We start from the raw sequence: 14,604 nt of genomic DNA, 5'->3' as shown, positions 1-14,604 counted from the left end.
CGTCACTTGTTCCGGGGGAGGCCGGCCATGACCGAGGACACCGCTGTCGACACCCGTCCGACGAAGATCATGTACGTGGCCGAGGCCACCGCCCACGGCGGCCGCGACGGCTATGTCACCAGCCAGGACGGCCAGATCGAGCTCAGGGTCGCGATGCCTCCGCAGCTGGGCGGCGACGGCAACGGCACCAACCCGGAGCAGCTGTTCGCGGCCGGCTACAGCGCCTGCTTCCACAACGCGCTGATCCTGGTCGGCAACCGCGCGGGCTACGACCTGACCGGCTCCACGGTGGCCGCCAAGGTCGGCATCGGCCCGAACAACCACCGCGGCTACGGCCTCGCCGTCGCCCTCAGCGTCTCCCTGCCGGTCCTGGACCCGGACGTGGCGGCCCAGCTGGTGGACGCGGCGCACGAGGTCTGCCCGTACTCCAACGCCACGCGCGGCAACATCGACGTAACGATCCTGCTGGGCTGATCCCACCAAGGAATCACAGGTGCCCAGCCGCTGTTGCACCCACTGTCGCAGGCGATCGGAAGGGACGGCGGACGTGGACGTCAACGGCACAGTGGCCGAGGGCTTCGAGCCGGTCAGGGAGGCGTTCGCAGCGAACTTCGCGCTGCTCGGGGAGCGCGGCGCGGCCGTCGCCGTGTACCGCGAGGGGCACAAGGTGGTCGACCTGTGGGCAGGCACCAGGGATGTGGACGGTGCGGCCTGCTGGGAGCCCGGGACGGCACAGGTCGTGCGCTCCGCGACCAAGGGCGTCGCCGCCGCCGCGCTGCTGCTCCTGCACCAACGCGGCGAGCTGGACCTGGACGCTCCCGTCGGCGCGTACTGGCCCGCGTACAAGGCGGCCGGCAAGGAGCACACCCTCGTACGGCACCTGCTCGCTCATCGCGCGGGTGTGCCCGTGCTGGACCGCCCGCTGACCCCCGCCGAGGCCGCCGACCCCGACCTGGGCGCCGCGGCCGTCGCCGCCCAGGCGCCGGTGTGGGAGCCGGGCACGGACCACGGCTACCACGCACAGACGTACAGCTGGCTCACCGGCGAGCTGATCCGGCGCGTCACCGGCCGCCCGGTCGGCGAGTGGATCGCGGACGAGATCGCCGGCCCGGTCGGGGCGGAGCTGTGGCTCGGCCTGCCGGAGTCGGAGCACGCGCGCGTGGGCCGCGTCGGCCCGGTCGAGGCGCCCGAGGCCGTGGGCGGCCTGAAGACCCGGCCCAAGCGGGCGGTGGCCGGGGCCTACGCCGACCCGGACTCGCTGACCCGGCGCGCGTTCGCCGCGATCACCCCGCTCCCCGACGAGAACGATCCCGCCTATCGCGCGGCCGCCCTGCCCGCCTCCAACGGCATCGCCACCGCCGACGGACTGGCCCGCTTCTACGCCTCGCTGATCGGCGAGGTGGACGGCGGCGCCCGGCTGTTCACGCCGGAGACCGCTGAACTGGCCCGTGCCGAGCAGTCCGCCGGACCGGACCGGGTCCTGGTGGTCGGCACCCGGTTCGGCCTCGGCTACATGCTGCACGGCGCAGCGTCCCCGCTGCTCTCCCCCGGTTCCTTCGGCCACCCCGGCCGGGGCGGCGCCCTCGCGTTCGCCGACCCGGAGACGGGCATCGCCTTCGGCTACGTCACCAACGGCTTCCGGAAGAGCGTGACGGCGGACCCGCGGGCGCAGGCGCTGGTACGGGCGGTGCGTACGGCGCTCGCATAGGCGCTGACTCCCCTGTGCACCGCACCCTGCGGGCCGTCACACGTTGATGGTGTGCGAGGTCCGTCCGGACGCCGCGTCGATCTCGTCGTGGGCCTTGGTCAGCAGGTGCATGGCCAGTTCGTTGAGGGCACGTGCGCCGGCTATCTCCTCGCCCACCCTGGGCTGGTTGGAGTCGACGCTGTGCCGGGTCGCGTGGCCGTGCGCCCGCACCTCGGTGCCGTCGGCCAACCGCACCAAGGCCACGGCTTTGGTGTGCTGATCGTCCTCCATGAACTCCAGCTCGACATGCCATCCGACAGCGGTGTGCATCATGACGATCACCTCCGGAAACAGCTGGTTCCAGCTGTTTCCAGGGTGCTCCCCCGTGCGGGGAACGTCACTTCGGCGGGGGCGTCACGCGCCCTGCTCGGACGCGTCGAAGCTCGCGAAGTAGGCGGCGGCCATGTCCTCGTCCGCGTGGCCCTGGGCGGCGGCGCGTGCGAGCCGTTCCGCGGTCGCCACGGCGACGTCCAGCCGTACGCCGCCGCGCTCGCCGGCCTGGACGATGAGGCGGGCGTCCTTCTCGGCGGTGGCCACCGCGAACGACGCCGGAGACAGTTTGCCGTCGAGCAGCAGCGCCGTCTTGGCGCGCAGGTAGGCCATGTCGAGCGGGCCGCCCTGGATGAGGTCGAAGAAGTCCTGCGGATCCACGCCGAGGGCCTGGGAGAGGGCGAGGACCTCACCGGCCGCCGCGGTGGCGGCGAGCACCCAGCTGTTGGCGACCAGCTTCAGCCGGCTGGCGCTGCCCGCCCCGCCGTCGTTCCCCGTCCACACGGTCTTCGCGCCGACCGCGTCGAAGACGGGCGCGACCGTCTCGCGCCCCTCTTCCGGGCCGGCCGCCAGCACGGTCAGCTGACCGGCCTCGGCGGGCTGCCTGGTGCCGAGGACGGGCGCGTCGTAGAAGACGAGTCCGTGCTCGCCGGCGAACGCCGCAAGGTCGCTGACCAGCTCGATCCCGGCCGTGGTGCACTGCGCCCACACCATGCCGGGCCGCAGCGCAGGTACGGCCTCGCGCATGACGTCCAGGACGGTGTTGCCGTCGTACAGCATCGTCAGGACGACGTCGGCGCCCTCTACGGCCTCCGCGGGGGTGTCGGTGACGCGTGCGCCGTCGGCGGCGAGCGGCTCGGCCTTCTCCCGCGTACGGTTCCACGCGCGCACGTCCAGCCCGGCGCGGCACAGGTTCCGGGCCATCGCGGCCCCCATGATGCCGGTGCCCAGTACGGTGACGCTCGGCTTGTCGCTCATTGACGGCTCCCTGTCGTCCGGTTGCTGCCCAGTGGTTCTCCTACCGGACTACCCGAATACCCCGCGCGCATCATCAACCCGACGCCCCACCACCAGCGGCCCGGCCGCCCCGGTCCTGGGACCGGGCCGGCCGGATCGTCGGCAGGACGGCGGCCGTGCCGAGGGGTGTCACGCGGTTCGCTCGCGCACGTCCACCAGGTCGGCGCCGGCATGGGTCACGAGCGCCTTCGGCTCGATGGGGAAGACGGTGTGCGGCGTACCGGCGGCCGCCCACACCACGTCGTGAGCGAGCAGCGAGCGGTCGGCGAGGACCCGCGTGCGTGTGCGGTGCCCGACGGGCGGCACCCCGCCGATGGCGTACCCGGTGGTCTCCCGCACGACACCGGCGTCGGCCCGGGTGACCTTCCCGGCGCCCAGTTCCTCCCGCACCCGCTCCACGTCCACGCGCGAGGCCCCGTCCATGAGGACCAGCACCGGTACCCCGTCGGCGGCGAAGACCAGCGACTTGCAGATCTGGCTGAGCTCGCACCCGATGGCCGCGGCGGCCTCGGCGGCGGTCCGGGTGGCCTCCGGGAACGTCCTGGTCCGTGCGAGCACGTCGGCGAGGCCGAGCGTGCGGAGGGCTTCGGCGAAACGGGGGTGGGCTCCGGACTCGTCGGCGTCAGTGGCGGCTGTCGTCGTCATGCCGGGCACGCTACGCCATCGCCGGAGCCCCGCTCACGGGGTTTTCGCCGCTCGCCGCACGCCCGCAGGGCCATGGCAGAAAGCCGGTGAGGGTGCAGCCCCGTCCCCACGGGCACCCTCACCGGCGGCTCTGACCAGAAGCGGTACCTCAGGCCCGTACCAGCTCCTTCTCCTCGTCGGGGTCGGCGTGCCTGCGCTCCGGGTCCGTCTGCGTGCGCAGGCCCTCGCCCTCGATGTCCACGTTGGGCAGCGCGCGGTCGAGCCACTTCGGCAGCCACCAGGCCCGCTTGCCGAGCAGGGCGAGTACCGCCGGGACGATGGCCATGCGGACGATGAACGCGTCGAAGAAGACCGCGATCGCGAGACCGAAGCCGATCATCTTGATCATCGCCTCGGACGAACCGATGAAGCCGGAGAAGACGGCGATCATGATGACGGCGGCGGCGGTCACGACCCGCGCCCCGTACCTGAAACCGGTCACCACGGCCTGACTGGGCTTCTCGCCGTGGACGTACGCCTCCCGCATCCGGGTCACGAGGAAGACCTCGTAGTCCATCGCCAGACCGAAGACGACACCCACCATGAAGATCGGCATCATCGACATGACCGGGCCGGTCTGCTCGACGTTCATCAGGCCGGACATCCAGCCCCACTGGAAGACCGCGACGACCGCGCCGAGGGCCGCGAGCACGCTGAGCAGGAAGCCGAGGGCCGCCTTCAGCGGGACGAGGACGGAACGGAAGACCACGATCAGCAGCAGGAACGCGAGGCCCACCACCAGCGCCAGGTAGGGCAGGAGCGCGTCGTTCAGCTTCTGCGAGACGTCGATGTTCAGCGCGGTCGTACCGGTGACCAGGAGCCTGGAGTCGGTCTTCGCCGCGATGTCCGCGCCCTTGTCCCGGATGGTGTGCACCAGGTCCTCGGTCGACTTCGAGGACGGCTTGGACTTGGGCACGACGGTGATCGTCGCGGTGTCGCCGGCCTGGTTGGCCACGGCCGGGGTGACCGTGACGACGTCCTGCAGGCCCTTGATCTCGTTGCCGACCTCGGTGAACGCCTTCTTGGGATGCTCGCTGCCCTTGGCGTCGACCACGACCATCAGCGGGCCGTTGAAGCCGGGCCCGAAGCCCTCGGAGAGCAGGTCGTAGGCGCGGCGCTGGGTGGTGGAGGTGGGCTGGGAGCCGTCGTCGGGCAGACCCAGCTCCAGGGACGAGGCCGGGATCGCCGCCGCGCCGAGGCCTAGCACACCGAGCAGCAGGACGGCGACCGGGCGGCGTACGACGAAGCTCGCCCAGCGGGTGCCCATGTTGGGGCGGCCCGGCTTCTTCGGCGTACGGCCGCCGCCGAGCAGCTTGCTCTTCTCGCCCGCCGGCTTGATCCGGCGGCCCGCGTAGCCGAGCAGTGCCGGGATCATCGTCAGCGCGATGAGTACGGCGATGGCGACGGTGCCGGCCGCCGCGACGCCCATCTTGGTGAGCATCGGGATGTTGACGACCGACAGGCCGACCAGGGCGATGACGACGGTGAGGCCGGCGAAGACCACGGCCGAGCCCGCCGTGCCGACGGCCCGTCCGGCCGCTTCCTCCCGCTCACGGCCCTCGGCCAGTTCGGCGCGGTAGCGGGAGACGATGAAGAGGGCGTAGTCGATGCCGACGGCCAGGCCGATCATCGAGGCCAGGGTGGAGGTCGTGGAACCGAGGTCCAGGGCGCTGGCCAGCGCGGTGATCGTGGAGACGCCGATGCCGACCCCGATGATCGCGGTGAGCAGCGGGAATCCGGCCGCGAGCAGCGAGCCGAAGGTGATGACCAGGACGACGGCGGCGATGCCGAGGCCGATGACCTCGCTGGAGCCGGTCTCGGGGGTCGCGTTCAGCGCGTCACCGCCGACCTCGACGGTCAGCCCGGCGTCCCGCGCGTCCTGCGCGGCCGCCTTCAGGGCGTCCCGGGAGGAGTCCTTGAGCTCCATGCCCGAGACCTTGTACTTCACCGAGGCGTAGGCGATCGTGCCGTTCACGCTGACGGCGTGCCCGGTGTAGGGGTCGGCGACGGAGGCGACCTCGGAACCGGTCTTCAGTTCCTTGACGGTCCTCTCGACGGCCGCCTTGTTGGCGGCGTCGGTCATCTTCTCGCCGCCGGGCGCCTTGAAGACGACCCGTGCGGTGGCGCCGTCGGCGCTCATCCCGGGGAAGCGCTGTGCCAGCAGGTCGAAGGCCTTCTGCGCCTCGGTGCCGGGGATGGAGAAGGAGGTGTTGCCGGCGGCCGGCGCGGAGGCGGCGCCCACCCCGGCGAGGGTGAGCAGGGCGACCCATATGAGGGCGACGAAGTGCCGTCGCCGGAAGGCGAGACGGCCGATTTTGTACAGAAACGTGGCCACGGAGGCGTACTCCCGGTCAGGTCGTGGGGGTTCATCAGGGCAGGGGTGATCAGCCCGACGACGTGAGCGGTGACGTCAGGTGGTGGGCTTGCTCGGGGATCAGAAGGGGATCGGAAGGCGATCAGCCGGTGGTGGCGCCGAGGGCGGGGAGGACCACGGCGTCGATGTACGACAGGAGGAAGGCCTGGGTCGGCGGCTGCTCGTCGATGAGCGAGCGGGCTGCGAACCCGCCGATCATCATGTGCATCACGTAGTCGATCGCGGGGTTGTCCGCACGGATCTCGCCCCGGTCGACCGCCCGCTGCAGCACGCGACGGAACTCCGCCAGCTCCGGGTCGATGAGATGGTCCTTGAACGCGCGCAGCAGGTCCGGGTTGCCGTGGACGGCCATCGCCAGACCCCGCATCAGCGCGGAGTTCTGTTCCATCTCGCAGTCGTCCGAGCGCAGCGTGAGGGCGTGCAGATCGCCTCTGAGCGACCCGGTGTCGACGTCGTCGGCGGAGCCGCCCGGCTTGCTGTGCCGCACCGCCTTCGCCACCAGCTCGGCCTTGCCGCCCCACTGGCGGTAGAGGGTGGCCTTGCTGGACCGGGTGCGGGCGGCGACGGCGTCCATGGTGAGGGCGTCGTAGCCGACCTCCCGGAGCAGGTCCAGCACGGCCTCGTACAACTCGGCCTCGCGCTCGGGCGTGATACGGCTGCGACGTGTCGCCGCGACGACCTCGGTCATGCCACTCGCCTTCCCGCTGCGGAACCATGCTTGCTACACCACGAAGATACCCCGGGACCAAGCGAAACGAAACCGTTTCGTACGTGTGCTGGGTCACGAACGTGAGCGCCGCATAAGTTGCTGGGCCCCAGCGGGGGGAAAAGCATGGGGAGGTGAGCTATCTGCGCCTTCCCCACATCAGCGACGACCTGCTGTGCTTCGTGGCCGAGGACGACCTCTGGCTGGCGCCGCTCGACGGCCCGGGCCGCGCCTGGCGGCTCACCGCGGACCGTACGAAGACCGGGCACCCGCGCTTCTCGCCCGACGGCCGCCGGATCGCCTGCACGACCTGGCACAGCCTCGTGCCCGAGATCCACCTCGTCGGCATCGACGGCGGTCCCGAGCGGCAGCTGACGTACTGGGGCAGCTCCGACACCCAGGTGTGCGGCTGGACCCCCGAGGGCGACATCCTGGCGGTCGCCTCCCACGGCCAGCCCTTCTCCTACTTCACCTGGGCCTACAAGGTCCCCACCGACGGCGACCCGGGCGGCCGGCTGCCCTGGGGCCCGGTCGCCGACATCCAGGTCGCCGACGTCGCCGGCGAGCACAAGACCCTCCTGCTCACCGGCACCCCACCGCACGAACCCGCCTCCTGGAAGCGGTACCGCGGCGGGGCCATGGGCCGCCTCTGGCTGCACGGGCGGCAACTCGTGCCCGACATCTGCGGCCATCTGGCCTGCCCCATGTTCGTCGCCGGCCGGATCGCCTTCCTCTCCGACCACGAGGGCGTCGGCAACCTCTACTCCTGCGCCGACGACGGCTCCGACCTGCGGCGCCACACCGACCACGACGCCTTCTACGCCCGGCACGCCTCCAGCGACGGCACCAGGGTGGTCTACCAGTGCGCGGGCGAGCTGTGGCTGGTGGACGACCTCTCCCCCGGCGCCGTGCCGCGCAAGCTGGACGTCCGTCTCGCCGGGCCGGCCACCGGGCGCCGCGCGTACCAGGTGCCGGCGGCGCAGAACGTCGACGGCATCTCGGTGGACGACACCGGCAGGGCCAGCGCCGTCGTCGTACGCGGCAGCCTGTACTGGCTCACCCACCGCGACGGCCCCGCCCGTACGATCGCCGACACGCCCGGCGTGCGGGTACGGCTGCCGGAGATGCTGGGGACGACCGGCCAGGTCGCGTACGTCACCGACGCGGAGGGCGAGGACGCCGTCGAGATCGCCCAGCTGCCCCGCGCGACCGGTGACCGCGCACCCCGCCGCCTCGCCTCCGGCCGGCTGGGCCGCGTCCTGGAGATGGTCTCCGACCCACTGGGCGAACGGCTGGCGCTCGCCTCGCACGACGGGCGGTTGCTGTTGATCGATGTGGCGGAGGAGGGCGGCGCGGAGATCCCGGACACCGGAGACACCGGAGACACCGGGGACACCGGAGACGTGGGGGACACAGGAGACGTGGGGGACACCGAAACCACAGAGACCACCACCGGGGGCCAGGACATCGGGAGCGCGGAAGGCGCGGACGCTGCTGCGGGCCGGCTCACCGAGCTGATCCGGTCCATCAACGGGCCCGTCCGCGACCTCGCCTTCTCCCCGGACGGCGCCTGGCTCACCTGGTCCCATCCGGGCATCGGCCGCTCCCTGCGCCAGATCAAACTGGCCCGGATCAAGGACCGGCTGATCGTGGACGTGACCAACGGCCGCTTCGAGGACGAGAATCCCGTCTTCACCCGCGACGGCCGCTATCTCGCCTTCCTCTCCTGGCGCGGCTTCGACCCGGTGTACGACGTCCACACCGGCGACCTGTCCTTCCCGCTAGGCTGCCGCCCGTACCTCGTGCCGCTGAACTCGGCGACCCCCTCCCCCTTCGCCCTGAACCCCGAGGGCCGCCCGGCCGCCGGCGGACTCGACCCGGTGGAGGACGAGGAGACCGGCGAGAGCGGGGCGGTGACGGTCGAGGTGGAGGGCCTGGCGAACCGGGTGACACCGTTCCCGGTGATCGCTTCCAAGTACTCCGGGCTGCACCCGGTCGCCGGCGGCGGACTCGTCTGGCTGCGCTGGCCGATCTCCGGCGCGCTCGGCGAGACCTTCGTCAACCCCTCCGACATCAGCGGCCGCCCGACCCTGGAGTACTTCACCATCACCAAGGCGAAGAAGTCCGAACTGATCGACCACCTGGACTGGTTCGCGGTCAGCGGCGACGGCACCCGGCTGGTCGTCGTCGACGAGGGCGACCTGCGCGCGGTGCCCTCCACGGAACTGGGCGACAGCGACACGACCGTCTGGATCGACCTGCGCCGCATCCTGCACGTGGTCGAGCCGCCCGCCGAGTGGCGCCAGGCCTTCGACGAGGCGGGACGGATCATCCGGGCCTACTTCTGGGACCCCGGCATGTGCGGCATCGACTGGGACGCGGTGCTCGACCAGTACCGGCCGCTGGTCGAACGCGTCGCGTCCCCGGACGAGTTCGCCGATCTCCTCAGGGAGGTCCTGGGCGAACTGTGCACCTCGCACGCCTACGTCACCGCCGCCCGCCGCAACGAGGGCCCGCCGCACTACCAGCGCTGGCAGGGGCTGCTCGGCGCCAACTTCGTCCGCCGCGACGGCCACTGGATGGTCAAGCGCATCCTCCCCGGTGACTCCTCCGACTCCAAGGCCCGCTCACCGCTGGCCGGCACGGGCATCCGCGAGGGCTCCGTGCTGACCCATGTCGACGGCCGCCCGGTCGATCCGGTGACCGGGCCGTTTCCGCTCCTCGCCGGCTCCGGGGGGACGACCGTGGAGCTGACCTTCACCCCGCCGGAGGGGGAGGCGGGCCGCGCCCGCCGGGTCGCCGTCATCCCGCTCATCGACGAGCGGCCGTTGCGCTACCAGGACTGGGTCGCCAAACGCCGCGACGTCGTGCGGGAGTTGAGCGGCGGAAAGTGCGGTTATCTACACATCCCGGACATGGGTGGCTCCGGCTGGGCCCAGTTCAACCGCGACCTGCGCATGGAGGTGTCCCGGCCCGCCCTGATCGTGGACGTGCGCGGCAACGCGGGCGGGCACATCAGTGAACTCGTCATAGAGAAACTGACCCGTACGATCCTGGGCTGGGACCTGACCAGGGACGCGCAGCCGGTGTCGTACACCTCGAACGCGCCGAGGGGCCCGGTGGTCGCCCTGGCCGACGAGGCGACCTCCTCGGACGGCGACATGATCACCGCCGCGTTCAAGCTGCTGAAGCTCGGCCCGGTGGTCGGCCAGCGCACCTGGGGCGGCGTGGTCGGCATGACCGGCCGGCACCGGCTGGGCGACGGCACGGTCATCACGGTCCCGATGAACGCCGCCTGGTTCGACGCCTACGGCTGGTCCGTGGAGAACCATGGCGTCACGCCCGACCTGGAGATCATGCGCACCCCGCTGGACTGGGCGGAGGGCCGGCACGCCCAGATGGACGACGCGATCCAACTGGCCCTGGACCTCCTCGAAACCACCCCCGCCGCGATCCCGCCCGACTACAGCGAGGTCCCCGACCACTCCCGCCCCAGCCTCCCACCACGCTCCGAATGAGCGGCCCTTCGGCGTGCGCTCAGGTGCTCGCCCACTCCAACGAACTCGGCCCGCTCTGGGAGCCCGGCCGAGCTCTGGGCACTCGGGGGCTCAAGGAACCCGGCTGTTCAGGAACTCCGGCTGCTCGGGGACTCCAAGGGCTCTGAGCGGCCGGGGATGCCAGGGCTCGGGAACTCCGGACTCGAGGGCTCCGGACTCGAGGGCTCCGGACTCGAGGGCTCCGGACTCGGGGGCTCGGGAGCCTCGGGAATTGCGGGCCGGGGGGCAGGAGTTCGGCGACCCGGGCGGAGCGGCGCCGGTGAACCGCGCGGCAAGGGCCGGCCGTGAAGGGGCGCGGGGAACTGCGCGAAAAGGCTTCACCCGCGCCGCACCCGACAACGCCCCCCCCCGAGCACCCTCCGAGCACCCCCGCATCCCCCCACACACGAACGCGGGGCACCCTCCGCAAAGAAGGGTGCCCCGCGCCAAACCGGCCAAGGCCGAGCGCAGCGACTAGGCGTCGTAGTCCCGGTCGAAGCGGTCTTCCATCTCCTGCTCCGAGTCCTCGATGTCGCGCATGTTCTGGCGACCGCGCTCGGAGTTCGGCTGCTGGCCCTGCTGCCCGCGCTGCTGCTGACCGCCGCGCGGCTGCTGACCGCGCTGGCCGGCCCGCTCACGGCCCTCGTTCAGCTTGTCCTTGGCCTTGTTCTGCCACTCGTTGGCCTGGTCCTGGAACTGGTCCTTCATACCCATGTGGGTTCACTCCTGTGGTGAGTGAGGGTCGGGGGTGGACCCCTCGGTCAGGCCCCTCGGTGGGGCCTCGACCAGATTCACACGGGCGACCACGGAACGCATGTGGATCAGTTACGGTGCGTAGTCCTGGCCGCCTCGTCGGCCGCCCCACCTGCACCGACGAGCCCCGAGCGCATCCCCTGGAGACGGGGTGCGAACCGCTTCATCTCGCGCTGCCCGACCGTCCCGATGAGCGCCGGCAGACAACCGCGCACGCCCTGCATGCCGCGCAACCACCACTGCCCGTACACATGCGCCGAGCGCCGCTCGATCCCGGCGACCAGCCGGTCCACCGCGGGCCCCAGGGGATACGTCTTGTTGGACGGCCAGGGCAGCCGCTGTCGCAACTCCCGCATGACGTCGTCCTGGTCGGCACCGCGCACCATGTCGGTGTCCGTCCAGGACAGGTACGCGACACCGACGCGCACCCCCTGATAGCCGACCTCGGCGCGCAGACTGTGCGCGTACGCCTCCACGCCCGACTTGGACGCGCAGTACGCCGTCATCATCGGCGCCGGAGTGATCGCGGCGAGGGAGGCGATCTGGAGCAGATAGCCCCGGCTCTCCACCAGCACCGGCAGGAACGCCCGCGCCGTCACCGCCGAACCGATCAGGTTCACCTCGATCACCCGCCGCCAGGCCTGCGGATCGGAGTCGGCGAACGGACCGCCCGTCGCCACACCGGCGTTGGCCACCACGATGTCGACCTTCCCGAACCGCGCCTTCACCTCCTGCGCGACCCGGCTCATCGTCTCGTGGTCGGTGACGTCGGCGTACCAGTAGGCGCTGTCGCTGTGCAGGCGCGAGGAGACGTCCTTGAGTGCCTCCTCCTCCAGCCCGACCAGTGCGACCCGCGCGCCGCGCGCGGAGAGCTTGCGCGCCAGCAGCTCACCGACACCGCGCGCCGCTCCGGTGACGACCGCGACCTGCCCTTCGAGGCTGACCCTGCTCATGCGCCCTCCTTGGTCCGCGCCGGGGTGGCATCGTGCTGGTCCGCGGGTCCGGTCCCGGTCCCGGTGGCGGTGACGTACGTGGTGACGAGTTCCCGGATCCTGCCGGTCACCAGGCCGGGGGCCTCGATCGGCGTCATGTGTCCGACGCCGGTCAGTTCGGTGAGGCCGACGCAGTGCGGCAGCGCCGCGACCAGCGCGCGGGCATGCACGGGGGGCGTGAGCCGGTCGGATGTGCCGTGCACGATCGCGGTGGGCGCGGCCAACTCCCGTACGCCGTCGTCGAGATCGAGCGCCTCGAGCACGCGCGCCCAAGCGTGGCGCGCGGCGCGCGGGCAGGCGTGCACGATCCGCGCGCACGCCTCCACCATGTGCGGAGCGGAACCGGCGCCCATGGTGGCGTACCTGAGGATGCTCTTCGCGACCGGCGTGACCGGTCCGAGCGGAGCGCGCGAGCCGAGAATGCGCCCGGTGATCCAGGTGCGCACGCGCCCGGCGCGCAACGGCAGTACGCGCGACTCCGCGACCAGTCGTGAGCTGCCGGTGCTGCACAGCAGAACGGCGGCGGCGTGCTCCCGGAAGCGGGGGCGCGTGGCCGCGGCCATGATCGTCATACCGCCCATGGAGTGGCCGGCGATCAGCGCCTTCTCCCCGGGCGCGAGCGTCTGCTCGAGCACCGCTTCCAGGTCGTCCGCCAGCGCGTGGGTGGTGCACGCAGGGCTCGCGGGACTGCGCCCGTGCCCCCTCTGGTCGTAGGCGATCACACGGTGGTCGGTGACCAGGTCCCGTATCTGCGCGGCCCAGAAGGCCGTCGAGCAGGTCCAGCCGTGGGCCAGGACGACGGGGGGCGCGTCCTCGGGGCCGTGCACCTCGACGTGCAGTCGCGCGCCGTCGGCGGAGACGACGGTGAGTTCGCGGGCGGGGGCGGGCGGGGCGTACGGTCCGAAAGCCACGGGGGCGAGACGGCTCATGCGGCACCCTCGCTCCGCTGAGCGGCGGCCACCGTCTTCTGCACGGCCGTACCGGCCGGCTCGGCGCCGGTCTTCCGGAGGACCTCGTACTCCCCCAGGTCCACCCGCCGGGTCGCGCGCCGGAACTCCGCGGTCGTGCCCGGCCAGATGGTGGTGTTGCGGCCGCTCGCGTCCAGGTACCAGCTGGTGCAGCCGCCGGTGTTCCACACGGTCCGCTTCATGCGTTCCTGGACCTTCCGGTTCCAGTCCTCGACGGCCGCGGGCCGGGCATCGAGGGCCGTACGGCCGCCGAGGACGTCCAGTTGCCGCAGGTAGTCGGCCATGTAGTTCAGCTGGGACTCGATCATGAGGATCATGGAGGAGTTCCCGAGGCCGGTGTTGGGCCCGATGATCGTCATCCAGTTCGGGAAGCCGGCGGCCGCCGCGCCGCGCAGGGCCTGCATGCCGTTCTTCCAGGACTGGGCGAGCGTGACGCCGTCCGCCCCGACCACCCGCTCGGCGATCGGCATGTCCGTGACGTGGAAGCCCGTACCGAAGATGATCACGTCGACCTCGGCCTCGGTGCCGTCGGCCGCCACGACGGTCGACCCGCGGACCTCGCTGAGCCCGCCGGCGACGACGTCCACATTCGGCTGGGCCAGCGCCGGGTAGTACTCGCTGGACAGCAGGATCCGCTTGCAGCCGATGCGGTAGTCGGGGGTGAGCTTGGCGCGCAGGGCCGGGTCCTTGATGGCACGGGCCATGTTGCGCTTGGCGAGCCGCTCGACGAGCCCGAGTTCGTCGGGGCGCTTGGTGAACGCCTGGACCTGCAGTTCCCGGATGCCCCACAGCAGTCCGCGCCTCAGCTGGGTGGTGAAGGGCACGGACCGGTGGAGCCGGCGCTCGGCCTCGCTGATGGCGCGGTCCATGCGGGGCATCACCCACGGCGGCGTGCGCTGGAAGAGGGTGAGCCGGCCGACCTCGCGCTGGATAGCGGGCACGATCTGGATGGCGGAGGCGCCGGTGCCGATCATGGCGACCCGCTTGCCGCGCAGGTCGTGGTCGTGGTCCCAGCGGGCGGAGTGGAACACCGTGCCCGGGAAGGACGCGAGGCCGGGGATCTCGGGGATCTTGGGGTCGGACAGCGGCCCGGTGGCGGAGACGACCACGTCTGCGGTGAGCGTGCCACGCGCGGTCTCGATCTCCCACCGCAGGTTCTCGGCGTCCCAGGTCATGAGCTTGACCTCGGAGTCGAAGCGGATGTGGGGGCGCAGCCCGAAAAGGTCGGTGACGTGCTCCAGATAGGCGCGGATGTGCCGCTGCCCGGAGAAGGTGCGCGGCCAGTCGGGGTTGGGCGCGAAGGAGAAGGAGTAGAGATGGGAGGGCACGTCACAGGCGCACCCGGGGTAACTGTTGTCCCGCCAGGTGCCGCCGACGCTGTCCGCCCGCTCCAGGACGACGAAGTCGGTGATCCCTTCGCGGCGAAGCCGCACCGCGGCCCCCAGCCCGCCGAATCCGGACCCGATCACCGCCACCCGTACATGCTCGTGCTCGGCCATCCCGAAGCCTCCACGCATCGCCTTGGACTCTGCCAGTGACCACTGGCGCAATGGGACT

General features: G+C 71.7%; 12 protein-coding genes. 3 read left to right on the top strand and 9 right to left on the bottom strand.

The annotated features are described in order from the left end of the window. The first annotated feature begins 27 nt into the window (after positions 1-27). Both AB0L59_RS25155 and AB0L59_RS25150 read left to right on the top strand, forming a co-directional pair. Positions 28-474: an organic hydroperoxide resistance protein gene (locus AB0L59_RS25155; RefSeq protein ID WP_365587591.1), complete on the top strand. Its 447-nt coding sequence runs from the start codon at positions 28-30 to the stop codon at positions 472-474. A 73-nt stretch (positions 475-547) separates the two neighbouring features. Further along, positions 548-1,708 (top strand): serine hydrolase domain-containing protein, encoded by a 1,161-nt coding sequence (locus tag AB0L59_RS25150; protein WP_365587588.1) that lies wholly within the window; start codon positions 548-550, stop codon positions 1,706-1,708. 36 nt (positions 1,709-1,744) lie between these two features. Here the strand turns inward: AB0L59_RS25150 and AB0L59_RS25145 are convergent, their stop codons facing one another. From AB0L59_RS25145 to AB0L59_RS25125, 5 genes are all read right to left on the bottom strand, one after another. Next, positions 1,745-2,020, bottom strand: a complete 276-nt coding sequence (locus AB0L59_RS25145) for a DUF1876 domain-containing protein (RefSeq protein WP_365587585.1) — start codon at positions 2,018-2,020, stop codon at positions 1,745-1,747. An 81-nt stretch (positions 2,021-2,101) separates the two neighbouring features. Further along, positions 2,102-2,995, bottom strand: a complete 894-nt coding sequence (locus tag AB0L59_RS25140) for an NAD(P)-dependent oxidoreductase (protein WP_365587584.1) — start codon at positions 2,993-2,995, stop codon at positions 2,102-2,104. A 168-nt stretch (positions 2,996-3,163) separates the two neighbouring features. Then, the gene (locus tag AB0L59_RS25135) at positions 3,164-3,679 is read right to left on the bottom strand and encodes a YbaK/EbsC family protein (protein WP_365587581.1); all 516 of its coding nucleotides are present in this window, start codon (positions 3,677-3,679) and stop codon (positions 3,164-3,166) included. Between the two features lie 148 nt (positions 3,680-3,827). Continuing rightward, positions 3,828-6,053, bottom strand: coding sequence for an MMPL family transporter (locus AB0L59_RS25130; RefSeq protein WP_365587578.1), 2,226 nt, complete (start codon positions 6,051-6,053; stop codon positions 3,828-3,830). Positions 6,054-6,174: 121 nt separating this feature from the next. Then, entirely contained in the window at positions 6,175-6,780 is a 606-nt protein-coding gene (locus AB0L59_RS25125; protein WP_365587575.1) for a TetR/AcrR family transcriptional regulator, read from the bottom strand. A gap of 152 nt (positions 6,781-6,932) precedes the next feature. Between AB0L59_RS25125 and AB0L59_RS25120 the strand changes: the two genes are divergently transcribed. After that, complete coding sequence (locus AB0L59_RS25120; protein WP_365587572.1) at positions 6,933-10,316, top strand: S41 family peptidase; 3,384 nt, start codon at positions 6,933-6,935, stop codon at positions 10,314-10,316. A gap of 492 nt (positions 10,317-10,808) precedes the next feature. Here AB0L59_RS25120 and AB0L59_RS25115 read toward each other — a convergent pair whose 3' ends face one another. From AB0L59_RS25115 to AB0L59_RS25100, 4 genes are all read right to left on the bottom strand, one after another. Further along, entirely contained in the window at positions 10,809-11,048 is a 240-nt protein-coding gene (locus tag AB0L59_RS25115) for a hypothetical protein (RefSeq protein ID WP_365587570.1), read from the bottom strand. Between the two features lie 107 nt (positions 11,049-11,155). Next, positions 11,156-12,040: an SDR family oxidoreductase gene (locus AB0L59_RS25110; protein WP_365587567.1), complete on the bottom strand. Its 885-nt coding sequence runs from the start codon at positions 12,038-12,040 to the stop codon at positions 11,156-11,158. Then, positions 12,037-13,008, bottom strand: coding sequence for an alpha/beta hydrolase (locus AB0L59_RS25105; RefSeq protein WP_365587564.1), 972 nt, complete (start codon positions 13,006-13,008; stop codon positions 12,037-12,039). Before AB0L59_RS25105 ends, AB0L59_RS25110 begins: the two co-directional genes overlap by 4 nt. Further along, complete coding sequence (locus tag AB0L59_RS25100) at positions 13,005-14,546, bottom strand: NAD(P)/FAD-dependent oxidoreductase (RefSeq protein ID WP_365587562.1); 1,542 nt, start codon at positions 14,544-14,546, stop codon at positions 13,005-13,007. The genes AB0L59_RS25105 and AB0L59_RS25100 overlap by 4 nt, the downstream gene beginning before the upstream one ends. Positions 14,547-14,604: the final 58 nt, after the last annotated feature.

It is taken from the genome of Streptomyces sp. NPDC052109 (assembly GCF_040680195.1).
GTDB lineage: Bacteria > Actinomycetota > Actinomycetes > Streptomycetales > Streptomycetaceae > Streptomyces.
Note: the sequence above shows the minus strand (reverse complement) of the source record. Positions and strands in the feature narration are given on the sequence as shown.